At 74.0% G+C, this 23,151-nt stretch carries 24 protein-coding genes; 14 read left to right on the forward strand and 10 right to left on the reverse strand.

The annotated features are described in order from the left end of the window. Positions 1-33: 33 nt before the first annotated feature. Entirely contained in the window at positions 34-909 is an 876-nt protein-coding gene (locus GFH29_RS02450; RefSeq protein ID WP_153321890.1) for an A/G-specific adenine glycosylase, read from the reverse strand. Positions 910-978: 69 nt separating this feature from the next. Between GFH29_RS02450 and GFH29_RS02455 the strand changes: the two genes are divergently transcribed. Next, complete coding sequence (locus GFH29_RS02455; RefSeq protein ID WP_153321891.1) at positions 979-1,740, forward strand: hypothetical protein; 762 nt, start codon at positions 979-981, stop codon at positions 1,738-1,740. A gap of 61 nt (positions 1,741-1,801) precedes the next feature. Here GFH29_RS02455 and disA read toward each other — a convergent pair whose 3' ends face one another. The 5 genes from disA to GFH29_RS02480 form a co-directional block, all read right to left on the reverse strand. Beyond that, positions 1,802-2,881, reverse strand: coding sequence for a DNA integrity scanning diadenylate cyclase DisA (disA, locus tag GFH29_RS02460; RefSeq protein WP_267128538.1), 1,080 nt, complete (start codon positions 2,879-2,881; stop codon positions 1,802-1,804). A 46-nt stretch (positions 2,882-2,927) separates the two neighbouring features. Beyond that, positions 2,928-4,364, reverse strand: coding sequence for a DNA repair protein RadA (radA, locus tag GFH29_RS02465; protein ID WP_153321893.1), 1,437 nt, complete (start codon positions 4,362-4,364; stop codon positions 2,928-2,930). Between the two features lie 45 nt (positions 4,365-4,409). Then, a complete protein-coding gene (locus GFH29_RS02470; RefSeq protein ID WP_228387720.1) occupies positions 4,410-5,021 on the reverse strand; it encodes a class I SAM-dependent methyltransferase in 612 nt (203 codons plus the stop codon). A gap of 89 nt (positions 5,022-5,110) precedes the next feature. Beyond that, the gene (locus tag GFH29_RS02475) at positions 5,111-5,749 is read right to left on the reverse strand and encodes a VOC family protein (protein WP_153321895.1); all 639 of its coding nucleotides are present in this window, start codon (positions 5,747-5,749) and stop codon (positions 5,111-5,113) included. Positions 5,750-5,909: 160 nt separating this feature from the next. Continuing rightward, complete coding sequence (locus tag GFH29_RS02480) at positions 5,910-6,698, reverse strand: hypothetical protein (RefSeq protein ID WP_153321896.1); 789 nt, start codon at positions 6,696-6,698, stop codon at positions 5,910-5,912. A 45-nt stretch (positions 6,699-6,743) separates the two neighbouring features. Between GFH29_RS02480 and GFH29_RS02485 the strand changes: the two genes are divergently transcribed. Both GFH29_RS02485 and GFH29_RS02490 read left to right on the forward strand, forming a co-directional pair. After that, positions 6,744-7,688, forward strand: a complete 945-nt coding sequence (locus GFH29_RS02485) for a Ppx/GppA family phosphatase (protein ID WP_153321897.1) — start codon at positions 6,744-6,746, stop codon at positions 7,686-7,688. Next, the gene (locus GFH29_RS02490) at positions 7,685-8,473 is read left to right on the forward strand and encodes a sugar phosphate isomerase/epimerase family protein (RefSeq protein WP_153321898.1); all 789 of its coding nucleotides are present in this window, start codon (positions 7,685-7,687) and stop codon (positions 8,471-8,473) included. The genes GFH29_RS02485 and GFH29_RS02490 overlap by 4 nt, the downstream gene beginning before the upstream one ends. A 37-nt stretch (positions 8,474-8,510) precedes the next feature. On the opposite strand, the gene GFH29_RS02495 is transcribed toward GFH29_RS02490, so the two are convergent. After that, on the reverse strand, positions 8,511-10,049 hold the full coding sequence (locus GFH29_RS02495) for a PucR family transcriptional regulator (protein ID WP_153321899.1): 1,539 nt from the start codon (positions 10,047-10,049) through the stop codon (positions 8,511-8,513). Positions 10,050-10,207: 158 nt separating this feature from the next. Between GFH29_RS02495 and GFH29_RS02500 the strand changes: the two genes are divergently transcribed. The 9 genes from GFH29_RS02500 (at position 10,208) to GFH29_RS02540 (ending at position 17,903) form a co-directional block, all read left to right on the forward strand. Continuing rightward, complete coding sequence (locus GFH29_RS02500; protein WP_153321900.1) at positions 10,208-10,663, forward strand: nucleoside deaminase; 456 nt, start codon at positions 10,208-10,210, stop codon at positions 10,661-10,663. Then, positions 10,660-11,988 (forward strand): cytosine permease, encoded by a 1,329-nt coding sequence (gene codB, locus GFH29_RS02505; RefSeq protein WP_153321901.1) that lies wholly within the window; start codon positions 10,660-10,662, stop codon positions 11,986-11,988. The genes GFH29_RS02500 and codB overlap by 4 nt, the downstream gene beginning before the upstream one ends. A gap of 10 nt (positions 11,989-11,998) precedes the next feature. After that, positions 11,999-12,931: a proline dehydrogenase family protein gene (locus tag GFH29_RS02510; RefSeq protein WP_228387721.1), complete on the forward strand. Its 933-nt coding sequence runs from the start codon at positions 11,999-12,001 to the stop codon at positions 12,929-12,931. A gap of 42 nt (positions 12,932-12,973) precedes the next feature. Next, positions 12,974-13,777 carry a pyrroline-5-carboxylate reductase gene (gene proC / locus GFH29_RS02515; RefSeq protein ID WP_153321902.1) on the forward strand — a complete coding sequence of 268 codons (804 nt, stop codon included), beginning with the start codon at positions 12,974-12,976 and terminating at the stop codon, positions 13,775-13,777. 124 nt (positions 13,778-13,901) lie between these two features. Further along, positions 13,902-15,083, forward strand: a complete 1,182-nt coding sequence (locus tag GFH29_RS02520) for an acetoin utilization protein AcuC (protein ID WP_153321903.1) — start codon at positions 13,902-13,904, stop codon at positions 15,081-15,083. A 197-nt stretch (positions 15,084-15,280) separates the two neighbouring features. Beyond that, positions 15,281-15,487 (forward strand): helix-turn-helix domain-containing protein, encoded by a 207-nt coding sequence (locus GFH29_RS02525; RefSeq protein WP_153321904.1) that lies wholly within the window; start codon positions 15,281-15,283, stop codon positions 15,485-15,487. A gap of 140 nt (positions 15,488-15,627) precedes the next feature. Then, positions 15,628-15,729 carry a 30S ribosomal protein bS22 gene (locus GFH29_RS02530; protein WP_008356322.1) on the forward strand — a complete coding sequence of 34 codons (102 nt, stop codon included), beginning with the start codon at positions 15,628-15,630 and terminating at the stop codon, positions 15,727-15,729. Between the two features lie 22 nt (positions 15,730-15,751). Then, positions 15,752-16,777, forward strand: coding sequence for an NAD-dependent epimerase/dehydratase family protein (locus GFH29_RS02535; RefSeq protein ID WP_153321905.1), 1,026 nt, complete (start codon positions 15,752-15,754; stop codon positions 16,775-16,777). Continuing rightward, positions 16,770-17,903 (forward strand): lysophospholipid acyltransferase family protein, encoded by a 1,134-nt coding sequence (locus tag GFH29_RS02540; protein WP_153321906.1) that lies wholly within the window; start codon positions 16,770-16,772, stop codon positions 17,901-17,903. Before GFH29_RS02535 ends, GFH29_RS02540 begins: the two co-directional genes overlap by 8 nt. Before the next feature lie 33 nt (positions 17,904-17,936). On the opposite strand, the gene GFH29_RS02545 is transcribed toward GFH29_RS02540, so the two are convergent. The 3 genes from GFH29_RS02545 to GFH29_RS02555 all read right to left on the reverse strand — a co-directional run bounded on the left by GFH29_RS02545 (position 17,937) and on the right by GFH29_RS02555 (position 21,126). After that, on the reverse strand, positions 17,937-19,184 hold the full coding sequence (locus tag GFH29_RS02545; protein ID WP_153321907.1) for a DUF5667 domain-containing protein: 1,248 nt from the start codon (positions 19,182-19,184) through the stop codon (positions 17,937-17,939). A 148-nt stretch (positions 19,185-19,332) separates the two neighbouring features. Continuing rightward, positions 19,333-20,145, reverse strand: a complete 813-nt coding sequence (locus GFH29_RS02550) for a sigma-70 family RNA polymerase sigma factor (RefSeq protein ID WP_153321908.1) — start codon at positions 20,143-20,145, stop codon at positions 19,333-19,335. A 99-nt stretch (positions 20,146-20,244) separates the two neighbouring features. Next, entirely contained in the window at positions 20,245-21,126 is an 882-nt protein-coding gene (locus tag GFH29_RS02555; RefSeq protein WP_153321909.1) for an HAD family hydrolase, read from the reverse strand. Between the two features lie 68 nt (positions 21,127-21,194). On the opposite strand from GFH29_RS02555, the gene GFH29_RS02560 reads away from it, so the two are divergent. Both GFH29_RS02560 and GFH29_RS02565 read left to right on the forward strand, forming a co-directional pair. Next, the gene (locus GFH29_RS02560) at positions 21,195-22,793 is read left to right on the forward strand and encodes a class I adenylate-forming enzyme family protein (protein ID WP_153321910.1); all 1,599 of its coding nucleotides are present in this window, start codon (positions 21,195-21,197) and stop codon (positions 22,791-22,793) included. 4 nt (positions 22,794-22,797) lie between these two features. Beyond that, a complete protein-coding gene (locus tag GFH29_RS02565) occupies positions 22,798-23,043 on the forward strand; it encodes a glutaredoxin family protein (protein WP_153321911.1) in 246 nt (81 codons plus the stop codon). The last annotated feature ends 108 nt before the right edge of the window (positions 23,044-23,151 follow it).

The raw sequence follows: 23,151 nt of genomic DNA on the forward strand, positions 1-23,151 counted from the left end.
AGCCGGGGCCTCGTGCGTGTGCGGGGCTTCGGCTCAGGGCAGCGCGTAGGTGTCCGCGGAGAGCCGGGCGACCAACCCGTCCTCGACCAGCCCGGCCAGGCAGCGCTCGCGCTGGGTCGCCTCGCTCCAGACCTGGTCCAAGGAGCTGCGGTGCACCGGGCCGTCGCTGTCGCGCAGCACCGCCAGCAGTCGGCCCCGGCACTGCCGGTCGGTGCCGGCCCAGGCCTGCGTGGCGCGCTGCGGCCCGTCGTACGCCGGGTGCCCGGCGGCGCGCCAGGCGCACAGGTCGGCCACCGGGCAGGCCTCGCAACGCGGGCGCGCGGCGGTGCAGACCAGGGCGCCGAGCTCCATCGTCGCGATCGACCAGGTCGCGGCGTCGGCCACGTCGGCCGGCAGCAGCTCGGCGGCCACGTCGCGCTCGGCCCGGGTCACCGCGGGGGCCGGCAGCGCCACGCCCCGCACGGTGCGGGCGAGGACCCGGCGCACGTTGGTGTCCAGCACGACGTGGCGACGCCCGAAGGCGAAGGTCGCGATGGCGGCCGCGGTGTAGTCACCGATCCCGGGCAGCGAGCGCAGGTCGTCGTAGTCGGGCGGCACCTCGCCGCCGAAGCGCTCCACGAGCGCGCACGCCGCGGCGTGCAGGCGCAGCGCGCGGCGGGGGTAGCCGAGCCGGCCCCAGGCCCGGACCGCCTCGCCGGTGCTCTCCGCGGCCAGGTCGGCGGGCGTGGGCCAGCGCTCCAGCCACAGCGCGTGCACCGGCAGCACCCGGGCCACCGGGGTCTGCTGGAGCATGAACTCCGAGACCATCACCGACCACGGGGTGGCGGCGGGGGAGCGCCACGGCAGGTCGCGGGCGTGCTCGTCGTACCACCGCAGGAGGGGCTCGTGGAGGGCGCTCACCGGGGTCATTCTGCTGGGGAGCGGGTCCGTGCGGTGTGGCGGCCCGGCAACTGCCTCCTCTCTCGATAACGTGAGCCCATGAGCTCGCGGCCCGCACCCCTGGCACCGCGCGGCCCGTTGCCGGCGGCGGTCTACTGGCGACGTCGTCTGGTGCTGCTCGTGGCCCTCGTGGTCGTGGTCGCCGTGCTGGTCCAGCTCATCGGCGGCGGTGACGGCGACCAGAGCGAGCCGAAGGCCTCGGCGGCGCTGAGCGCCGCCGAGACGACACCGGAGACCGCCGCGAGCGCCGGGCCAAGCTCCGAGCCCTCGCAGGCCACCCGGGTCAAGAAGCGCAAGCGCCCCGCGCTCCCGGTCGAGCCGGTGCTGGCCGAGCCCAGCGGTCCGTGCGTGGACAGCGACGTCGCGGTCGCCCCGGAGGTCGGGACCGCGATCGCCGGTCAGGGTGCCGACATCGTGCTCTCGCTGCGCACGCTCACCGCCGAGGCCTGCACCTGGACGGTCGCCCCGCGCACGCTGTCGGTGAAGATCACCTCGGGTGACGACGACATCTGGTTCAGCCAGCACTGCCCCGTCGCGATCCCGTCCCAGGACGTCACCGTGCGCCGTGCGGTGAGCACCCCGATCACCCTGGAGTGGAACGCCCGTCGCTCGGACGAGGACTGTTCGGCCCAGGCAGGCTGGGCGATGCCCGGCTTCTACCACGTCACCGCGGCCGCCCTCGGCGGCGAGCCGGACGACGTGCAGTTCGAGCTGGTCCTGGCCGGAGGGTCGGCCGCGCAGGGCCGCCCCCAGGTGACCGGGCGACCCCGGGCCGAGCAGCAGGACGACGACCGCTCCTGAACCGGGCCCGTCGGACGGCACTGGGCCGTCCGGGCCGGCTGGGCCGTCAGGGCCGTCCGGATCAGACGTAGCGCTCGAGGATCGTGGACTCGGCGAGCCGGGAGAGGCCCTCGCGCACGCTGCGCGCCCGCAGCTCGCCGACGCCCTCGACCGCCTGCAGGTCGTCGATGCCGGCGGACAGCAGCTTCTGCAGGGTGCCGAAGTGGTCGACCAGGCGGTCCACGACGGAGGCGGGCAGCCGCGGCACCTTCGCCAGCAGGCGGTAGCCGCGCGGGGCCACCGCGCCGTCGAGGTGCTCACCGTTGCCGAGTCCGAGCACCCGTGCGGTGGAGGCGGGGTCGACCAGCTCGGTGGCCGAGAGCGCCTCGATCTTGGAGAGCAGCTCCTCGGCGCTCTTGCTGCGCTTGCCCGGCGGCAGGTAGTCGCGGATGACCAGCTCGCGCTCCGCGTCGACCCCGGTGATGAGCTCCTCGAGCTGAAGCGCCAGGAGCCGGCCGTCGCTGCCGAGCTCGAGCACGTAGTCCTCGATCTCGCGCGCGATCCGGGTCACCATCTCCAGGCGCTGCGCGACCACCGCCACGTCGCGCACGGTCACCAGGTCCTCGATCTCGAGTGCGGAGAGGGTGCTGGAGACCTCGTCGAGGCGCAGCTTGTAGCGCTCGAGGGTCGCGAGCGCCTGGTTGGCACGCGACAGGATCTGCCCGGAGTCCTCCAGCACGTGGCGCCGATCGCCGACGTACGCCGCGATGATCTGCATCGACTGCGAGACCGAGATGACCGGGTAGCCGGTCTGGCGCGCCACCCGGTCCGCGGTGCGGTGCCGGGTGCCGGTCTCCTCGGAGGGGATCGTGTGGTCGGGCATCAGGTGGACAGCTGCCTTGCTGATCCGGGTGATGTCCTTGTCGACGATGATGCCGCCGTCCATCTTGGCCAGCTCGCGCAGCCCGGTGGCGGTGAAGGGGACGTCGAGCTGGAACCCGCCGGTCGAGATCGACTCCACGGTCTTGTCGATGCCGAGCACGATGAGCGCGCCGGTGCGGCCGCGGAGGATCCGCTCCAGACCGTCGCGCATCGGGGTCCCCGGGGCGATGGCGGCGAGTGTCTCGCGCATCCGGGCATCGTCCGAGCGATCGGTGGCCACGAGGCGTTGTCCCTTCTCCACGGCGGCAGCGTGCCGCAGGAGAATCCTAGTGCTCAGAGCGCGGCGGCGTGGCCGAGCCCGGCAGCTGGCTCAACCGGAGCACCCGCAGCGCCGAGGCGACGTCGGGGACCTCGATCACCCGGATGCCGTCGGAGGGCGCCGGAGCGCCCGCGCGCAGCACCTGCGGGTCGCCGCTGCCGGGCTCGCAGGGCACCACCGCGACCCGGAACCCGAGCCGCTCGGCCTCGGCCACCCGCTGCGGCAGGTCGCGCAGCCGGCGCAGCTCGCCGGCCAGGCCGATCTCGCCCATCGCGACCACGCCGTGGGGGACCGCCTGGCCCAGCGAGGCGGAGGCGAGGGCCACTGCGACACCGAGGTCGCTGGCCGGCTCCTGCAGCCGCGCGCCGCCGACGGTCGAGGCGAACACATCCATCTTGTGCAGCCGGACCCCGCAGTGCTGCTGGAGCACGGCGAGCACCATCGCCACCCGTGAGGAGTCCAGCCCGGAGGTGGTGCGCCGGGGCCGCTCGAGCGGGCTGTGGGTGACCAGCGCCTGCACCTCGGCGAGCATCGGGCGCCGGCCCTCCATGGTGACCGCGACGCAGGTGCCGGGCACCCGGCCGTGGTGGTTCTCCACGAACAGGCCGGTGGGGTCGGTGACCGCGGTGATGCCGTCGGGCCCGAGGTCGAAGCAGCCCACCTCGTCGACCGGGCCGAAGCGGTTCTTCATGGCCCGCACCATGCGGAAGCGGGAGTTGCGGTCGCCCTCGAAGTGCAGGACGACGTCGACGAGGTGCTCGAGGACGCGCGGCCCGGCGATCGAGCCGTCCTTGGTGACGTGGCCGACCAGGACGGTGGTGATGTTGCGGGTCTTGGCCACCCGCACCAGCGCGGCGGCGACCTCCTTGACCTGGGTGACCCCGCCGGGCACGCCCTCGGTGCCGGAGGCGCCGATGGTCTGCACCGAGTCGACGACGAGGAGGGTGGGGCGGACCTGCTCGATGTGGGTCAGCACGGCGCCCAGGTCGGTCTCGGCGGCGAGGTAGAGCTCGTCCTGCACCGCACCGGTGCGGTCGGCGCGCAGCCGCACCTGCGAGGCGGACTCCTCGCCGGTGACGTAGAGCGTGCGGTGGCGGTAGCGGGCGGTCTGGGCGGCCACCTCGAGCAGCAGCGTGCTCTTGCCGACGCCGGGCTCGCCGGCCAGCAGGATCGCGGCGCCCGGGACCAGGCCGCCGCCGAGCACCCGGTCGAGCTCGGGGACGCCGCTGGTGCGGAAGGCGGAGTCGGTGACCGACACCTGCCCGATCGGGACCGCGGCGGTGGTCACCGGCGCCGCGGCGGCGCGCACGACGGGCGCGGCGGCCTCGGCGACCGATCCCCAGGCCTGGCACTCCCCGCAGCGGCCCACCCACTTGCCGGTCTCCCAGCCGCACTCGGTGCAGCGATAGCTCGGGCGGGAGGCACGGGCACCGGTCTTCGACATGGGCCAGACGCTAGGCGATGGCGCCGACAGTGCGGTCGCGCCGGGTCAGAACGACCGCGACCAGAGGTTGACCGCGTAGTCGACCTCGGTGCCGGTGTGCTCGGCGAGGGCCTGCTCGGCGGCGGCCGGCGGCAGCTCGATGCGTACGACGGCCTCGAGGTCGGCGCGTGAGGAGAACGACCAGCGGATGTCCAGCGGGGTGCGGGCCCAGCCGCGTGTCGACCAGAACCGCTCGACGGCCTCCGGGTCCACCTCGGGGAAGCCGCGGCGGAACCAGGCGCCGAAGGTCGAGCGGGTCGCGTCGTTGTCGATCACGAACGCCGTGCCGCCGCGGCGTACGACCCGGTCCAGCTCGCGCAGCCCGGGCTCGCTGCCGGGGCCGAAGAAGTAGGCCCAGCGGGCGTGGACCACGTCGACGGAGGCGTCCGGCACCGGCAGCGCCTGGGCGGTGCCCTGGTGCACGGCGACCGTGGGGAAGCGCCGGGTGCGGCGGCGCGCCAGCGCCACCAGGTCGGGGTGCGGCTCGACGCCGATCACGGCGGCGGCGTCGGCGGCGAACCGGGGCAGGTGGAAGCCGGTCCCGCAGCCCACGTCGAGGACCGTGCGCCCGGTCCAGCCGCCGGCGCCGAGGACGGCGCGCATGGCGGACTCGATCACGCCGTCGGGGTCGACGGCGCGGTTCTCCAGCTCGTAGGTCGCGGTGTGGTGCCAGATGTTGGGGCTCGGGCGAGCCCCCTCCGGGAGGCTCAGATCCGGACCAGGCCGCGCGGGGTCTGCACCTGGATGGCCAGCACGCCGGGGGTGCCGTTGGGGGCGACCCATTCGACCTTGACGTCCTCCAGCGGTGCGTCCACGCTCTCGCCGAGCCACTCGCTGACCCGGTGCGGGTCGCCGGCGATCTCCAGCGAGGCGAGCGCCCACGCGGGGTCCGCGCCGGTGCTCGGGTGCGGGGCGGTGGAGTCGTCCCACTGGATGAAGTAGGGGACCTGGGGGTCCGCGATCAGCCCGTTGATGCCGATCTGGTGCCAGCGCAGCTCGCTGCCGTCGGGCAGGTGGCGGTTGCCGGCCACGGCCTCACGGCCCAGGCGCTGCTCGACCACGGAGATGTCCTTGACCGCGACCACCCAGCCGAGCCACCCGCCGCCGAGCGCGGAGCGGGCCTTGACCGCCTGGCCGAACGGCGCCTTGTCGGAGGCGGGGTGGTCGAGGGCCTCGACGATCTCGAGGTAGGTGTTGCCGGCCAGCGGCAGGATCATGTTGCGAGTGCCGAAGCGCGGGTGCACCCCGCCGTCGACGAACTCACGTCCGAGGAGCTCCCCGATGCGCTGGGCAGTGCCCCGCAGTCCGTCGGGTCCAGCAGCGAAAGAGAGATGGTCCAGGCGCATGTGCCGATTGTGGGCGACCCCTCACCCTGCCCCGACAGTGGGGTCGTGGTCTCTTGACGTCGAGAGGTAAGCACCCTCTTCGTGCGCCGGTGTGTCCTGTGGTTGCGCGTAACTCAGCAATTGCTGAGTTACGCACTGTGGAACCCGCCGGTAGCGGTACTTATCCGCGCAATTGCGCGGAAGTGGCCGGGTGCAGCGTCAGCACCGAGCGGGAGCGCAGGTGCGCCTCGCAGTGGCCCACCAGCTCCTCGTACGCCGCGGCGCCCATCAGGGCGGTGAGCTCGGCGGCGTGGGTGCGGTAGACCGGCTCGGGGGCGACGTGGGCCTCGGTGTTGCCCGAGCAGTACCAGTCCAGGTCGTGGCCGCCGGGGCCCCAGCCGCGGCGGTCGTACTCGCCGATCGACACCTCGGTGTACGACGTGTCGTCGGGGCGCTCCACGTCGCGGAAGGTACGCCGGATCGGCAGCTGCCAGCACACGTCGGGCTTGGTCTCCAGGGGGTGCAGGCCGCGCTCGAGGGCGAGGCCGTGCAGGGCGCAACCGGCTCCGCCGGGACCGGTGCCCGGGGCGAACCCGGGCCGGTTCTGGAACACGCACGCCTGCTGGCCGTCGACCTCGGCGGTGCGGGTCTTGCGGTCGCCCTCGTCGTCGGTCTCGACCCAGTCCTCCGGGCGGACCTCGCGGCCGGGGTGCAGCTGCCACTGCTCGGGGGTCAGCTCGGCGACGAAGCCCGCGACCCGGCGCTCGTCGTCCGCGTCGGAGAAGTGCGCGCCGAGGGTGCAGCAGCCCACGTCGGGGGCGTCGGCGTAGATGCCTGCGCAGCCGCCGCCGAAGATGCAGGTCCACGCCGACGTCAGCCAGGTGAGGTCGCAGCGCAGCACCTCGTCGGGGTCGTCGGGGTTGACGAACTCGACCCACGCACGGGGGAACACCAGGTCGACCTCGGGCACCCGGTCAGCCTACGGGCCGTCGGGTACGGCGAGTACGTTGGAGGCATGCGCTTGGGCGTCCTCGACATCGGCTCCAACACCGGACACCTCCTGGTCGTCGACGCGCACGGGGGCGCGGCCCCGCTGCCCGCCTCCTCCTACAAGCAGCCGCTGCGCCTGGCCGAGCACCTCGTGACCGAGGGCCCGCCCGACGCCCCCCGCACCGTGGTCTCGCCCGTCGGCACCGACGCGCTGGCCGGCTTCACCGCCGAGGCCCTGCAGGTGGCCGAGGACCAGGGCTGTGAGGAGATCCTGGCGTTCGCGACCTCCGCGGTGCGCGACTCCGCCAACGCCGACGCCGTGCTCGAGGAGGTCCGCGCCCGCACCGGCGTGGCGATCGAGGTGCTCTCCGGTGAGGACGAGGCCCGCCTGACCTTCCTCGCCGTACGCCGCTGGTTCGGGTGGTCGGCCGGCCGGCTGGCGGTCTTCGACATCGGCGGCGGCTCGCTGGAGATCGCCGGCGGCGCCGACGAGGCCCCCGAGGTCGCCTGGTCGCTGCCGATCGGCGCGGCCCGGCTGGCGCGCGCCCACTTCGCCGACCCGACGACCGGGGCGCCCACCGCGCCGGTGGAGGAGGAGCGGCTGCGCGAGGTCCGCAGGGTGGTGCGTGCCGAGATCGCCCGCGCCGTCGCGACCTCCAAGACGTTCCGCTCGCTGGCCCGCATCTGCGGCGCCGCGCCGTCCGCGGAGGGCCCGCTGGTGCCGCGCTCGCTCCCGCTGGACGCGCTGCGACCGTGGATCCCCAAGCTGGCCGCGATGAGCCTCGAGGAGCTCGCCGAGCTGCCCGGGGTCTCCTCGAGCCGCGCCCACCAGGTGCTGGCCGGGGCGCTGGTCGCCGAGGCGTGCATGGACCTGTTCGGGCTGACCGCGCTGGAGATCTGCCCGTGGGCGCTGCGCGAGGGCGTGATCCTCGAGCGCCTCGACCAGCTGAGCGTGCTGGACGAGGCGTGAACCGCATCGGCCTGTCGACCTCCTCGGTCTATCCCGAGTCCTCGGCGCACGCCTTCGCCTACGCCGCGCGGCTGGGCTACGACACCGTCGAGGTGATGGTGGGCATCGACGCGCTCTCCCAGCAGACCGCGGCGATCCAGCAGCTCTCCGAGCACCACGGCGTCCCGGTCGCCGCGGTGCACGCGCCCTGCCTGCTGTTCACCCAGCGGGTCTGGGGCACCGAGCCGTGGGGCAAGCTCGAGCGCTCCGCGGAGATGGCGCACGCCGTCGGCGCCGCGGTGGTCATCGTGCACCCGGCGTTCCGCTGGCAGCGGGAGTACGCCGCGGGGTTCGTCGACGGCATCGCCGCGCTCGAGGAGTCCACCGGCATCGCCTTCGCGGTGGAGAACATGTATCCGTGGCGGGCCTCGCAGAAGCGCGGGGTGGAGATGTACCTGCCCTCACGCGACCCCTCCGACGAGCCGTTCGCCCACGCGACCATCGACCTCTCCCACGCCGCGATCGCCGGGGACGACCCCGTCGCGATGGCCGAGCGGCTCGGGCCCCGGCTGCGCCACGTGCACCTCACCGACGGCACCCTGTCGGCCAAGGACGAGCACCTGGTCCCGGGTCGGGGCACCGTCGGGGCCGCGGCGTTCCTGCAGCACCTCGCCCGGACCGGCTTCGCCGGCGAGGTCGTCGTCGAGATCAACACCCGGCGCTGCGGCAGCCCCGAGGAGCGCGCCCGGGACCTGACCGAGTCCCTGGAGTTCGCCCGCCAGCACCTCGGCGTCGCCGCCCCCTGAGCGGGCCGGACGCGCGCACCGTCTCGGCCGCCAGGCCTCACCCGAAGGCGGTCTGCGGGTCCAGCCCGGTGCGCATCCGCCAGGCGGTGAGCGCCACCGCCAGGCAGGTCAGCTGGGTGGCGTCGTCCAGGGACACCCCGAGCAGCCGCTCGATGCGCTCCAGGCGGGCGTAGAGCGACTGGCGGCGGATGCCGAGCGCCGCGGCGGTGCGCGACTTGCTCGCGCTGTGGGCCACGAAGGCGTCGAGGGTGCGCATCAGGTCCGCGGTGGCGGCGATGTCGTACTCCAGCAGCGGCCCGAGCTGCTCGGCGACGAACGCGGCGGTCGCGGCGGGGTCGGAGCCGGCCGCCAGCAGCCGCGGCACCCCGAGGTCGCGTGCCAGCACCACGCCGGCGCGGGTGCCGACGCGCCGGGCCACCTGCACGACCTCCCTCGCCTGCGCCACCGCCGCGCCCACGTCGGCCAGGTCGGCGACCGGGGTCGCCACCGCGAGCGCGCGGGCCCCGCCGGCCGTGGGCCCCAGCGCGTCGTACGCCGCGGTGAGGGCGGCGCGCACCCGCTGCGGCAGTGGACGGCTCCAGCCCTGGCACAGCGCCACCACCTGGCTGCCCGCGGCGCCGACCACCACCGGCCCCAGCTCGCCGGTGAGCGCGTCGCGCAGCGGGGCGACCAGCTCGTGCGCGGGCACCCGCGGGTCCACGTCGAGCGCCGCGACGAGCAGGTGCCGCCCGGGCGTCGGGAGCCAGCCCACGGCCGCCAGCCGGTCGCGCAGCTCGGCGGCGGAGGCGATGGTGCCGGCGGCCAGGTCGGTGACGACCGCCTGGGCGAGGGAAGGCCGCTGCTCCCCACCCGGGTGCCGGCCGAGCTCGAGGGCCACCGCGACCGCGAGCCGCTGGAGCACCGCGCCGCGCCGCGCGCTGGCGCGGCCGCGGAGCACGACCTGGCCGGCCGGACCGCCGAGCCCCCGCACGTCCGCGCTCACGCACTCGCCCGCCCACTCCGGGACCGCCACCCGGCTGCGCTCCACGAGCGTGCCGTCGACGTCGACGAGCTCGACGCCGCACCCGGCGAGGCGGGCGGCGGCGTCGAGCAGCGCGCGCATCCCCTGCCCGTGCACGACCGGCGCGAGCACCTCCTGCCAGACCCGCTCACCGAGGCGCGGCGCGTCCGGGCGGCGGCGTACGGCGAGGTCGTGGAAGTCCTCGATCATCCGCACGAACGGCACCACGGTGTGCAGGGCGACGAGCGGAAGCCCGCGCCGCTGGGCGGCCCGCACGATCGGTGCCGGCACCTCGAAGAACGAGCGGCCGATCTCCAGGGCCAGCGCGGCGCAACCGGCGTCCGCGAGCTGGTCGACGTACGCCGTGAGCTGCGCGGCGGTGCGCCCGTGCAGCCCGAGGCCGGTGGTCAGCAGCACCTCCCCGCCGGCGAGCAGCCCGGCGATCTCGTAGACCTCCGAGGAATGCACCCAGCGCACGGTGACCGCGTCCGGGTCGAGGAGCGGTCCGCCCAGCACCTCGGGGGCGGCGGCACGGAACGAGGGGAGCGCGAGCACCTCGCGCAGGGTCGGCAGCACGCGCTCATCCTGGGGCCCGACACCGCACGCTGTCACACGCTCGACGCAACACAGTGTCAGTCATCGGGCGCCCCAGGCCTGACGACTCGTCCCTTGCTGGGCTCCGTCGGGCTCTGGTCGGGTGGAGATCAGCCATCCCGCACCTCGAAGGAGCCCCCATGGACGACCGCGACCGGACATTTCTCGACCTGGCCATCGAGCAGGCACGCCTCGGCTGGGACGAGGGTGGGATCCCGATCGGCGCCGCCCTCGTCCACGAGGGCGAGGTGCTCGCGGTCGGCCGCAACCGCCGCGTCCAGCTCGGCAGCGCGATCCGGCACGGCGAGACCGACTGCATCGAGAACGCCGGGCGGCTGCCGGCGGCGGTCTATCGGCGCAGCGTGCTCTACACGACGCTCTCGCCGTGCTTCATGTGCGCCGGCACCGCGGTGCTCTACGACATCCCGCGGATCGTCGTCGGCGAGAACCGGACCTTCCAGGCCTCCGAGGAGTGGCTGCGCAGCCGCGGCGTGCAGGTCGACGTGGTCGACGACGCCGACTGCGTGGCGCTGATGCAGCGGATGATCGCCGAGCGCCCCCAGCTGTGGGCCGAGGACATCGGCGAGGAGTCGTGAGCGCGGCACCGGCCGCGGGACCTGCCGCGGCGCCGGTCGACCCGGACTACCCGGTCACCCCGGTGCCGCTGCACGCCCGCAAGTCGTTCCTGTCGCTGGCGGTGGTGCTGCTCGGCTTCACCGTCTTCACCCCGACGATGCTCGCCGGCGCCGCGCTCGGCCCGGCGTTCACCTTCGGCGACCTGCTGCTGGTCATCCTCGGCGGCTCGCTGATCCTCGGCGCCTACGTCGCCCTGATGGGCTACGTCGGGGCGCGCACCGGGCTAACCACCGTGGTGATGGCCCGCTACACCTTCGGCCACGGCGGCTCCAAGCTCGCCTCGATCCTGCTCGGCGGCACCCAGATCGGGTGGTACGGCGTGGTCGTGGGCACCATCGGCGACCTCACCGCGCGCGCCGCGGGCTGGGAGTCCTACGGCGCCAAGGCCTCGATCATGGTGCTCACCAGCGTCTTGATGTGCGCCACCGCCTGCTACGGCTACCGCGGCATGTACTGGGTCTCGCTGGTCTCGACCCCGCTGATCCTGGTGCTGGCCTTCTGGGTGGTGCTGCGCTCCCTGGAGGAGGTCGACGGGCTCTCCGGCCTGTTCGCGGTCGAGCCGACCGCGACGATGGCGATCCCGGTCGCGATCACGACGGTGGTCGGCACCTTCGTCTCCGCCGGCACCCAGGCCCCGAACTGGACCCGGTTCGCGCGCACCGGGCGCCAGGCCGTGTGGGCCTGCCTGATCGGGTTCCTGATCGGCAACGGGCTGATGATCCTGTTCGGGGCGATCGGCGCGATCACCTTCGGCGAGGGCGACTTCGTGCTCGTGCTCTACAACCTCGGGCTGGTCGGCTGGGGCGTGTTCCTGCTGTTCGGCAACCTGTGGAAGTCCAACGCCGACACGGCGTACGCGTTCGGCGTCGCGGGGGCCGAGCTCTTCGAGCGGCCGCGCAAGACGCCGTTCGTGGTGGGCGGCTCGATCATCGGCACCGCGCTGGCGCTCACCGGCGTGCAGAACCACCTCGTCGACTACCTCGGCCTGCTCGGCACGTTCATCCCGCCGCTGGGCGGCGTGATCATCGCCGACTTCTTCCTGCGCTGGCGCCGCGGCATCGCGACCGGGCAGCGCACCGTCCCGCTCGACCTGCGCAACGTCGCGGCGTACGCCGTGGGCAGCCTGGCCGCGTGGGGGTCGAAGGAGGCCGAGATCGGCATCCCGCCGCTGATCGGCATCGTGGTCGCGGTGCTCGCGGCGGTGCTGCTGCACCGCTCCCGCGCCGACCGGGGCGGGCTGGACGGCGGCGTCGTCCACGACCCCGCGACGGGGGCCACCGCGTAATCTCGGCCACATGTCCCTGCTGCGCCAGCCGATCCTGCTGCTGTCTCGCAGCGACCGCCTCCAGGACCTCGTCACCCGGCTCCCGGTGACCGCCCGCATAGTCGCGGGCTACGTCGCCGGGACCGGGACCGAGGACGCCCTCGAGGTGGCGGAGCGGCTGGCCGCCGAGGGGCTGGCCACCAGCCTGGACCACCTGGGGGAGGACACCCGCGACCTCGCCCGGGCCGACGCCGCGGTGGCCGCCTACCTGGAGCTGCTCGGCCACCTGCCGGCGCGGGGGCTGAGCCGCACCACCGAGGTGTCGGTCAAGCTCAGCGCGATCGGCCTGGCGCTGCCCGACGGCGCGGCGATCGCGCTCGAGAACGCCCGCACGATCTGCCGCGCCGCCCGCAACGCCGGGACCACGATCACCGTCGACATGGAGGACCACACCACCACCGACGCGACGCTGAGCGTGCTGCGCGAGCTGCGCAAGGACTTCCCGGAGACCGGCGCGGTCGTGCAGGCACAGCTGCACCGCACCGTCGACGACTGCCGGGCCCTGGCCCACGAGGGCTCGCGGGTGCGGCTGTGCAAGGGCGCCTACGGCGCGCCCGAGTCGGTCGCCTGGACCGACCCGAACGACGTGGACCGCGCCTTCGTGCGCTGCCTGAAGATCCTGATGGCCGGCCAGGGCCACCCGATGATCGCCACCCACGACCCGCGGCTGATCGAGGTGACCCTGGCGCTGGCGGGTCGTCACCGCCGCCCGCAGGACAGCTATGAGTTCCAGATGCTCTACGGCGTACGCCCCGAGGCGCAGCGCCGCCTGGCGGAGGCGGGCGAGCAGGTGCGGGTGTACGTTCCCTACGGCGCGCAGTGGTACGGCTACCTCGTGCGGAGGCTGGCCGAGCGACCGCGCAACCTGTCGTTGTTCATCACCTCCCTGGTCTCCAAGCGCTGAAGCCGCCCGGCCGGGAGGCCCCGGGAAAGAAGTGGGACCACCATGTCGCAGACCGCGATCCTCGGTGCCGGCGTCATGGGGGAGACCCTGCTGTCGGGCCTCGTCCGTGCCGGTCGCCGTGTCGACCAGCTCCTCGTCGGCGAGAAGCGCGAGGAGCGGGCCCGCGAGCTCGAGGAGCGCTACGGCGTCTCGGTCGTCGGCAACCGCGAGGCGGTCCGCGAGGCCGACACCGTCGCGCTCGTCGTCAAGCCGCAGGACATGGGCGACGTGCTGGCCGAGATCGCGCCCGACCTGCGTCCGGGCCAGCTGCTGGTCTCGCTGGCCGCCGGCATCACCACCGCCTACATCGAGGAGCGGGTGCCCGAGGGCGTCGCGGTGGTGCGGGTCATGCCCAACACCCCGGCGCTGGTCGACGAGGGCATGTCGGCGATCTCGCCCGGCTCGCATTGCACCGAGGACCAGCTCGTCGAGGCCGAGGCGCTGATGGCCTCGGTCGGCCAGGTGCTGCGGATCCCGGAGAAGCAGCAGGACGCCGTCACGGCGATCTCCGGCTCCGGCCCGGCGTACATCTTCTTCGTCGTGGAGTCGATGATCGAGGCCGGCGTCCACCTCGGCCTCCCGCGCGCGACCGCGACCCAGCTGGCGATCCAGACGGTCGTGGGCTCGGGCAAGATGCTGCGCGAGACCGGCACCCACCCCGCCGTGCTGCGCGAGCAGGTGACCTCCCCGGCCGGCACCACCGCCGCCGCCCTGCGCGAGCTGGAGGTGCACAAGGTGCGCGCGGCGTTCCTCGCCGCGATGGAGGCCGCCCGCGACCGTTCCCGCGCCCTCGCCGCCGGCGACTGACCCCTCCGCCGAGTCGGCGCCAGTGGCGCACCGAGTCGGCTCCAATGGCGCGCCGAGTCGGCTCCCATGGCGCGGATCGTGGTCCGGCGAGCAGCGATCGGCCCCAGGCGGTAGCGTCCGCGCCATGTCCACCTGCGAGGGGCCGGCGACGGTCGTGTACGACCCGGTCCTGACCGGCTACGACTTCGGCCCGCACCACCCGATGTCGCCCCTGCGGGTCGACCTCACGATGCGCCTGGCACGCGACCTCGGTGTGCTCGACGGCGTCCGCCTGGTGCCGGCGAGCGTGGCGACCGAGGACCAGCTGGTCACCGTCCACGACCCGCGTCTCATCGAGGCGGTCATGAAGGCCGGGACCACCGCCGACCCCGACGAGCTGCGCGGCGTCGGGACCGAGGACAACCCGATCTTCCGGCACATGCACCAGGCCTCCGCCCATGTCGTCGGCGCGAGCCTGGAGGCGTTCCGCCAGGTGTGGAGCGGGGAGTCGCTGCACGCGGCCAACATCGCCGGCGGTCTGCACCACGCGATGCCGGACCGGGCCAGCGGCTTCTGCATCTACAACGACATCGCCGTCGGCATCCGCTCGATGCTCGACGCGGGCGCCAAGCGCGTCGCCTACGTCGACGTCGACGTGCACCACGGCGACGGTGTGGAGCGGATCTTCTGGGACGACCCCCGGGTGCTCACGATCTCCCTGCACGAGACCGGACAGATGCTCTTCCCCGGCACCGGCTTCCCCCAGGACCTCGGCGGCCCCGAGGCGCAGGGGAGCGCGGTCAACGTCGCCCTTCCGCCCGGTACGTCGGACGCCGGCTGGCTGCGCGCCTTCCACGCGGTGGTCCCGCCGCTGCTGCGGGCCTTCGAGCCCGAGGTGCTGGTGACCCAGCACGGCTGCGACTCCCACGCCGACGACCCGCTCGCCCACATGATGTTGAGCATCGACGGCCAGCGTGCCGCCTACCTCGCGCTGCACGACCTCGCCCACGAGGTCGCCGGCGGACGCTGGGTGGCCACCGGTGGCGGCGGCTACGCCGTCGTCGACGTGGTGCCGCGTGCCTGGACCCACCTGCTCTCGATCGTCGCCGGCAACCCGGTCGACCCCGAGCGCGAGACCTCCGACGCCTGGCGCGAGCACGTCCGCGAGGCGCTCGACCTCACCGCGCCGTACCGCATGACCGACGGGCGTGTGCCGGCGTACCGCGACTGGAGCGAGGGCTACGACCCCGACACCTGGCTGGACCGGGCGGTCCACGCGACCCGCATGGAGGCGTTCCCGCTGCACGGCCTCGATCCCATGCCCTGAGGGCTCCGGACCGACCTTCGCGCTCGACGTAGGGTGGATCCACAAGGCGCCGCGCAAGCCGACACGCCGCGTGGCGTCCCAACTTTCACACGAGCTCTTCCCCACGAGTCACATCTGCCCCTATCCTCACGCTTACGTGGCCGTGTCAGCACCGGTGGGGAAGCCGGTGGCGCGCTGCAGAGAAAGAACGGTGCTCGATGGCAGCCAACTCCCGGGGGGACATCTCCGAGGCGAAGTTCCTGACCGTGGCCGAGGTCGCAGCGATGATGCGCGTCTCGAAGATGACGGTCTACCGCTTGGTGCACAACGGTGACCTCCCGGCGGTGCGGGTGGGCCGCTCGTTCCGGGTCCGCGAGGAGGACGCCGACGAGTACATCCGCCGCAGCTTCTACGACGCGGGCTGAGGTCCGCGCCATCGCACCACCCCGCCCCGGACGACCATTTCCGGGGCCAGGATTCTGACCTCCACCGGCGGGCCGTTAGGCTAGCCCGGTCCTCCGGGCGCTGTGCTCGAGTGGCCTGATCGGCTTTTGAAAGGTATCCCGTGGGTTCTGTCATCAAGAAGCGGCGCAAGCGTATGGCCAAGAAGAAGCACCGCAAGCTGCTCAAGAAGACGCGCGTCCAGCGCCGCAAGCTCGGCAAGTAGCCCCTCCCGGGGGACGGTCGGCATGAGCACCGGGAACGTCGTCCTCGTCACCGGGGTCTCCCGTGACCTCGGCCGGACGTTCGCGCGTTCCCTCGCCGCCGACCCCTCCGTGGAGCGGGTCATCGGCGTCGATGCGGTGCCGCCTCGCGGCGACATCGGCGACGTCTCGTTCGTGCGGGCCGACATCCGCAATCCGGTGATCGCCAAGGTGATCGCCAAGGAGGATGTCGACACCGTCGTCCACATGAGCATCATCTCCACCCCCGGCTCCGCCGGCGGACGCGGAACGATGAAGGAGCTCAACGTCATCGGCACGATGCAGCTGCTCGCTGCGTGCCAGAAGGCGCCGAGCCTGCGCTCGCTCGTGGTGAAGTCGACGACGACCGTGTACGGCGCCAGCAGCCGCGACCCCGCGATGTTCACCGAGGACATGGGGCCGCGCCGCGCGCCCCGCTCGGGCTACGCCAAGGACGTCGCGGAGATCGAGAGCTACGTGCGGGGCTTCGGCCGCCGGCGCTCCGACGTGCGGGTGACGCTGCTGCGCGCCGCCAACGTGATCGGCCCGCAGGTGCGCAGCCCGATCAGCTCCTACTTCCGGCTGCCGGTGATCCCGACGGTGCTCGGGCACGACGCGCGCATGCAGTTCCTCCACGAGGAGGACCTCTACGACGTGCTGCGCCACGCCGTGCTCGCCGACGTCGCCGGCACCTTCAACGTCGCCGGCTCGGGCATCCTCATGCTCTCCCAGGCGGTACGCCGCCTGCGCCGGCCGTGGCTGCCGCTGCCGGGCGTCGCCGTCGGCAACCTCGGCTCCACGCTGCGCTCGGCGGGGCTGGCGGACTTCTCGCCCGAGCAGCTCGGGTTCCTCACCTACGGGCGCGGGGTGGACACGACGCGGATGCGCGAGGTGCTGGGCTTCACCCCGGCCCGCACCACCCACGAGGCGTTCGCCGACTTCGCCGGTTCGCTGCCGCCGCCCGCGGCCCGGGCCGAGCGCGCGCTGCATGCCGTCGAGAGCCAGCTGAGCGGAGGCGTGGTCCATGGGTGATGCCGAGATCATCCCGATCGGCACGCGCGGGCGACCCGGTCGCGGCAGCGGACGCTCGGCGTCCTCGGCCGCCCGGAGCCTGGGCGGCCCCGGCGCGGAGCAGGGCGAGGCGTCCGCGCGTCGCCCCGCCGCGAAGAAGAGCCCGCCCCGCCCGGCGCCCGGTCACGTCGAGGAGCCCGCGGCGGCCGGCGTACGACCGCCGACGCGGACCGCGGAGCGACACCCGCTCGGCGGGATCCCGGTGAGTGAGTGGCTGGCGGCCTTCCAGACCGGCGCCCGCGAGGTCTTCGGCGAGGACTGGGAGCCGCAGCTGGCCCGCTTCCTGGCGTTCCTGCGCCGCCGGGTCACTGGGGAGTACGTCGTCGACGAGTACGGCTTCGACCAGGAGATCACCGAGCGCCTGGTCCTGGCGGCGCTGCGCCCGATCGCGCAGAAGTGGTTCCGCATCGAGGTCCGCGGGGTGGAGAACATCCCCGCCGACGGCGGCGCGCTGGTGGTCTCCAACCACTCCGGGACGATCCCGGTCGACGGGCTGATGACGATGGTGTCGGTCCACGACCACACCGGTCGCTTCCTGCGCCCGCTCGGCGCGGACCTGGTCTTCCGGCTGCCCGGTGTCGGCACCCTGGCCCGCAAGGGCGGCGCCACCCTGGCCTGCAACGAGGACGCCGAGCGGATGCTGCGCAGCGGCGAGCTGGTCGCGGTGTGGCCGGAGGGGTTCAAGGGGATCGGCAAGCCGTTCTCGGAGCGCTACAAGCTCCAGCGGTTCGGGCGCGGCGGCTTCGTCGGGGCCGCGCTGCGCACCGGGGTGCCGATCGTGCCGCTCTCGGTGGTCGGCGCGGAGGAGATCTACCCGATGATCGCCAACCTGCCCTCGCTGGCGCGGCTGCTGGGGCTGCCGTACGTGCCGATCACCCCGTTGTTCCCCTGGCTCGGGCCGCTCGGGCTGGTGCCGCTGCCCTCGAAGTGGCTGCTGGAGTTCGGCGAGCCGATCCGCACCGACGACTTCGAGCCCGGTGCCGCGGAGGACCCGATGCTGGTCTTCAACGTGACCGACCAGGTCCGTGAGTCGATCCAGCAGACGCTGTACTCGCTGCTGATGCAGCGCGACTCGGTCTTCGGCTGACCGGCCGGCCTCCGCCCGGAGGCCGCGCACCGGCTACTTCTGGTCCGGGTCCTTGCCGGTGAGCCCGCCGAGCAGCGGCCCGGTCAACCCGTCGAGCAGGTCCCCGACGCCGGCGAGCAGCTCCGGGACGACGGGGATGGGGTTGTCCTTCCCGCCGGTGATGCCCTCGATCAGGTTGCCGACCGGGCCCTTCTTCGGGTCCTTGGCGCCGCCCTCCCCGGTGCCGCCGCTGCCGCTGCCGCCGCCGCTGCCCGGCGCGGGCGTCGGGGGTCCGCCGACACCGGGCAGACCGCTGGGGATGTCGGTGGGCAGGACCGGGCGGTACTCCGCGTCGTCCTCGTCGCCCTGGCCGGGCGCGTCCTGATCGCCGTCCGTGCCGCGGCCCCCGCGGTCCTCGCGCGGCGGGGACGGGTCGGCGGCCGGCGGTGCGGTCGTGCCGATCGGGCCCGAGGCCTGGGTGATGAGCCACTGCGGGATCTGGGTGAGACTGTCGGGGCAGTCCGGGCAGGCCTGCTGAAGCTCCAGGTCGATGCCGAGCAGCACGTTGCCCGCATCGACGAGAGCGTCGCGGGCGTCGTCGTCGGACACCCGGTCGGAGAGCTCCTCGAGGGAGGCCAGGCCCTCGGCGGTGAACGCCTGCAGGGTCTCGACCGCGGCCCGGTCGCCGTCGGAGACGTCGCCGAGCAACAGCGTCGAGGCCTCACCGGCCTGGGCGCCGAAGTCGTCGAGGGTGTCGCGGATCGCCTCGGTGTCCTGGCGCTCCGGGGTCTCGCTGGCCAGCTCGGTGGCCTCGCGCAGCCGGGCCCGCGCGTTGTCGAGCAGGGTGGAGCCCTTCTGCTCATCGCCCACGCTGACGCCGATGTGCGCGTTCTCGATCGCCCGCTTGATCGGGTAGAGCGTGTCGCCGGGCAGCGCGGACTGCGAGGCGACGGCCATCGAGGTGCTCGCCCCGACGACGGCGAAGCCGCCGACCGCGATCGCGATGCGCCGCTCACGGCTGGTACGCCGGGGCGTGAGCGTCAGCCGGTCCTCGACGCTCGGCCGGCTGCGGTCGGGCCGCTCGACCGCGGCGAGCTCGCTCGCCGCGGCCGCCATCAGCCGCTCGCGCAACGAGGCGGCGAACTCCGGGCGGGGCTCGGGTGCGGGCACCGCCCGCAGGGCGCCGGCGACCTCGAGGAGCTCGGCGTACCTCGCGTGCCCCGGGCCCGGCCGCTCCGAGCCGCGCTGCACCAGCGCGTCGAACTCCTCCGCGCGCCGCCGTGCCGCGAACACCGGGCTCATGCTCTCTGTCCTGTCGTCTCGTGCGAGGCCGGGACAGGTGCGCGCACCGGCCTCGACAGCCGGACCAACGACGCGGTGCGGGGACGGGTTACGCGGGTGCCGCGGTGGTGCGCACCTGGCGCGGCCGCGGGGCGCAGCCCGGTGGCGTTCACCGGATCCCCTCCGGCATCAGCTTGGCCAGGTTGCGCACGCCGCGCAGCTGCAGCTGCTTGACCGCGCCGTCGCTGCGGCCCAGGACCGCGGCGGTCTCGGCGATGCTCATGCCCTGCAGGAAGCGCATCACCAGGCAGTCGCGCTGCTCGTCGGGGAGCTTGGTCAGCGCGCTCAGCAGCACCTCGTTGGTGAGGCTGGCGAGCACCGCCGACTCGGGGCCCTCGGTGACGTCGTCGTGCTTGCCCATGTCCTCGGTGGTGAGCTCCAGGCGCGTGCGGCTGGCCTTGAAGTGGTCGGTGGCCAGGTTGCGCGCGATCGTCATCAGCCAGGCGCCGAAGTCCTTGCCCTGCCAGCGGAAGCCCTTCATGCTGCGCAGCGCGCGGAAGAAGGTCTCCGAGCTGAGGTCCTCGGCGAGCGTGCTCGACCGGGTGCGGTAGAAGAGGAAGCGGTAGACCGCGAGGTGGTAGTGGTCGTAGAGCAGCCCGAACGCGTCGGCGTCGCCGCCGCGGGCCAGCTCGACGAGGGCGATCAGGCGCTGGCGCTCGCTCGCGGACTCCTCGGAGGAGGCGGCCAGGTCGGAGTCGTCGTGATCCCGCGGATCGTGGGGACCGCCGGCGGCGCCGGCAGGGTGACGCGCGCCCGGGCGGGAGGTCGCCGTGCTGCGCGGCCCGTCGTCGGCGACTGCGGCGAGCCAACCGCTGTCAGCGGCGGGACCGACGAGCAGCGGGCCGGGGGAGTCGAGGACGTCGAGAAGCGCCCGGCGCAGGCGGTCGAGCCCGCGCGCGCTCCACTCCCCGTCCCGTGACATGTGTCGCCCTCCCGTGCTCTGTCAGAGCGTGGGCATGTTACCGCCGACACACTCGGGGCGGAACCGCTCCCGGGCGCCGGGCTCGGCCGCCACGCAACGTCAGCGGCGGCGACGCAGCGCCACCCCGGCCGCGACCGTGCCCGTCGCGGCCCCCGCGACCGCGCCGACGACGGCGCCGGCGCGGGCGGCCTTGCGTCCGGTGCGGTAGTCGCGGACCCGCCAGCCGTGCGCCCGGGCGTGGGCGCGCAGCCGGGCGTCCGGGTTGATCGCGCAGGGGTCCCCGACCAGGGAGAGCATCGGCAGGTCGTTGGCGGAGTCGGAGTACGCCGAGCACGCGGCGAGGTCCAGCCCCTCGCGCTCGGCGAGCGCGCGGACCGCCTCGGCCTTGGCCGGGCCGTGCAGCAGGTCGCCGACCAGGCGCCCGGTGTAGACGCCGTCCTCGTGCTCGGCCACGGTGCCCATCGCGCCGGTGAGCCCGAGCCGGCGCGCGATGACCTGGGCGATCTCGATCGGGGCGGCGGTCACCAGCCAGACCCGCTGGCCGCGATCGAGGTGGAGCTGGGCGAGGGCGCGGGTGCCGGGCCAGATGCGGTGCGCCATCGCCTCGTCGAAGATCACCTCGGTGAGCTCCTCGAGCTCGGTGACGGTGTGCCCCGCGATGAAGGCGAGCGCCGACGCGCGGGCCTCGGCGACGTGGTCGGGGTCCTCGACCCCGACCACCCGGAAGTAGAGCTGCTTCCAGGCGGCGCCCGCGATCTCGCGGGTGGTGAAGAACTCGCGGCGGTGCAGGCCGCGCGCGAGGTGGAAGATGCTGGCCCCCTGCATCACCGTGTTGTCGACGTCGAAGAACGCCGCCGCCCGCGGGTCGGCGGGGGTGTGCAGGGCGGTCTCGACCTCGGCGATGGCCGCGGCTGCCTCGCCGGCCAGACGGGAGCGCTGCCTGAGGTCGGGCAGGGTGCGTCGGGGAGCGTGCGGGGTCACGCGCCCCAATGTAGTGCGATCCACGTCACCAGGGGACAGGCGCGAGGAGGTGTGGAAGTATCCCGCGCATGTCCTCCTCCGACGCCGTGCAGGACGTGGACGGCTCGGCGGGCCACGCGGGACCCGGCGTACGAGACCTCTCGGACCTGGTGGTCCTCGCCGCCGCCGAGAGCCCCGACAAGCTGGCGATCGTCGAGGCGAGCGGACGCAGCGTGACCTGGTCGCAGCTGGCCGACGACGTCGCGCGGGTGGCCACCGGGCTGGGTTCCCTCGGCGTCGTCGGCGGGCTGCGGGTGGTGCTGGCGCTGGGCAACAGCATCGAGATGGTCGCGGGCTACCTCGGCGTGCTGCGGGCCCAGGCGGTGGCCGTCCCGGTCAACCCCGGCTCGACCCCCGCGGAGCTGACCCGGTTCCTCGCCGAGTCCGGCGCCCGGCTCGTGATCTGCGACCCGGAGAGCGCCCCGGCGGTGCGAGCGGCGCTGGCCGACCTGCCGGTCGCGCCGCGGGTGGTGCTGGTCGGCGCGGACCCCGAGCCCGGGGAGCTCGCCTGGGAGCGGCTTCGCACCGCGCCCGCCCGCGCGGTGCTGCCGCTGCAGGACCCCGAGAAGCTCGCCTGCCTGCTGTGGACCAGCGGCGCCTCCGGGCGCCCGCGGGCTGCGATGCTCACCCACCGTGCGCTGCTCGCCAACATCGAGCAGGCCGCCGGGGTCGAGCCGCCGATGATCCACGGCGACGACGTGGTGCTCGGCGTGCTCCCGCTCTTCCACGTCTACGGCCTCAACGCGGTGCTGGGCGCGGTGCTGCGCCACCGCGCCAAGCTGGTGCTGGTCGACCGCTTCGACCCTCAGGCGGTGCTCGACGTCATCGACGACGAGGCGGTGAGCGTGCTCCCGCTCGCTCCGGCCGCCTTCGCCCACTGGCGCACCGAGGAGCACCTCGCCGAGCGGCTGGGGCCCGCCCGGCTGGTGCTCTCCGGCTCAGCCCCGCTGCCGGCCGAGGTCGCGGAGGACTTCGTTGCGCGTACCGGCGTACCGGTGCACCAGGGCTACGGGCTCACCGAGGCCGCCCCGGTCGTCACCAGCACCCTGGTGAGCGCCGACCCGCGGCCCGGGTCCGTGGGTGCGGCGCTGCCCGGCGTGGAGCTGCGGCTGATCGACGTGGCCGGCCGCGAGGTCACCGGCGAGGACCCCGGAGAGATCCAGGTGCGCGGCGCCAACCTGTTCAGCGGCTACTGGCCCGACGGCAGCGACGGGCCGGGCCCGGACGGCTGGTGGGCGACCGGGGACGTGGGCCTGCTCGACGCCGCCGGCGACCTGTCGCTGGTGGACCGGATCAAGGACCTGGTGATCGTCTCGGGGTTCAACGTCTACCCGGTGGAGGTCGAGGACGTCGTCGCCGAGGTCGACGGCGTCAGCGCGGTAGCGGTCGTCGGTGCCCCCGACGAGCTCAGCGGCGAGGCCGTCGTGGCGTACGTCGTGGCGCCGGGCCGTGACCCGGGCGAGGTCGACGCCGCGGTGCGGGCCCGCTGCGCGCAGCGGCTGGCCCGTTTCAAGCGGCCGAACCGGGTCGAGGTCGTCGAGGAGCTGCCGCGCACCGTCACCGGCAAGGTGCAGAAGGGCCGGCTGCGGGGCCAGGAACGACGCCGTGTGCTCGGCCTGCTGGAATAGAGCCATGTCCCCGACGCCCCGTGTGACGCTCTACGGAAAGCCCGGCTGCCACCTGTGCGAGGACGCCCGCGCGGTCGTGGCGGCGGTCTGCGCCGAGCTCGGCGAGGAGTTCGAGGAGGTCTCGATCCTCGACGACCCCGCCCTGGCCGAACGGTTCGGCGAGGAGATCCCGGTGACCTTCGTGGACGGTCGCCAGCACGACTTCTGGCGCGTCGACGCCGAGCGGCTGCGGCGCGCCCTCTCCGGCTGAGCCCGGCCCCGGCAGCATCCACCCCCCTGCGGGTGTGCCATATCACATGTGGTAGCCCACGGGTCGGGATGGGGGCGCCGACGGTTTGTTCTCACGTTCACAAACTCC

This window comes from Nocardioides sp. dk884, from assembly GCF_009557055.1.
Lineage (GTDB): Bacteria > Actinomycetota > Actinomycetes > Propionibacteriales > Nocardioidaceae > Nocardioides.